Source organism: Oleiphilus sp. HI0066 (genome assembly GCF_001635725.1).
Map to the genome: position 1 here is coordinate 1 of NZ_LWFH01001212.1, position 1,409 is coordinate 1,409.

The following is a 1,409-nucleotide window of genomic DNA, read 5'->3' on the forward strand; positions in this document are numbered from 1 at the left end:
ACCAAACTGCACAACGCGTTTATACGCAACTGTACATTGATCTAGCTGCTTGGTTTTTGTGCGTAAGGATTTCGCAAACGGTTGCGACAATGACATGTCGGTAAAGCGGGCTTTTTGTTGTTCGGCCAAAAATAGGCTTGCTTGCGCGCCGAGCGTCAACGCACGTGAGGTATCGAGTTTGTTATCTTCGACGTATTCCGCTATGCGCACTGCGTACGCTTTTTCATGCGCACTTTCCACTTCTGACGTTTCAAACATAAATGCTAATGCTTCTATGCCAATATCGTAACGTTTAGGGTGCTCTTTGAGCACCCACTCATAGGCTTCGGTTGCTTTTTCTTTAACGCTATTCTCAGAAAAATATCGCGCAGCTTTATAAGCGGATTCTGCTGACAGCGCTGCATCAATTGCTTTCTGTTGCTTGGCTTGTGCGAACAAAGACTCTGCTGCATCGATATAAAGCGCCTCTTGCTCCAAGGCATAAATTAATTGCGTTAAACCGGTAGCTTGAAGTTCATGTTTTGGAAACATGACTTGAAACAGACGATGAGTTCGGACCGCTTGATCCCAATCCTCTGTGCTCCCCGCAATACTCGCTGCATTGAATAAGGCGTCAGGTGCAAGCGGGTCTGAAGGGAACTCTTCATAGACCTTAAGATATGCATCAAGTGCGTGCTTACTTTTACCACTCTTCTTACCTTGCTGATAAAGTGAATTAGCAAGGGCTGCGTTGATAGCGATTTTTCGTTTAGTGTTAAGCGCATACTCGGGATCAGACTCCGCAATAGAAAGCACATTACGATAAGCGCGCTCAGCAAAGGTGTAGCCATCAGCATCTAAGGCCTTATTGTATAGAACACCAGCTCTTGTCAGCTCAGCTGTCAGCCGCTGTTCTGTAGAGGCTTCGCTAAACCGCTCAAACCCCGTGAGGAAGGTGATCAACGCATCAAACTGTTGTTGGTTTTGATAAAAATTCGATACCGCTAACGCCACTTCTGGTGCTCTTTTATCTTGAGAGAAAGTACTAATGAACTTGTTTGCTAATTCAAACTGCTTGTCTGCCCATTGTGTCGATTTAATAGCATTATCTTGGCCAAGCGTTTTGCGCAAAGCCTGTTCTGAGCTGATCAATGCGCTATATGCCGCATCTGATTTAAAGTCTAGTGATGCGTTATTGTAGGCCAGCCTTTCATATAGGTCTGATGCTTTGCTAGCCTGCCCGCCGCGCTGTAATGCCTGCGCTGCCAAATAAGTCGCTTCGTGGTTTTGCTCAGAAGCGCCATTTTTCATTTGCTCAAGTGCTGATAGCTGTAAATAGTAACTCGCTGCCTGTTTTGCCGATCGCAACATTCTTTGATCGCGCGTTTTTCGCTCTTGCATTCGAACAAAATTAAGATGAGCGAGTTCTT

At 45.6% G+C, this 1,409-nt stretch carries 1 protein-coding gene; it reads right to left on the reverse strand.

The window, feature by feature from the left end:
- Positions 1–1,350: tol-pal system YbgF family protein (locus A3738_RS16775; RefSeq protein WP_197473896.1), on the reverse strand; the 1,350-nt coding region annotated here is incomplete at its 3' end.
- Positions 1,351–1,409: the final 59 nt, after the last annotated feature.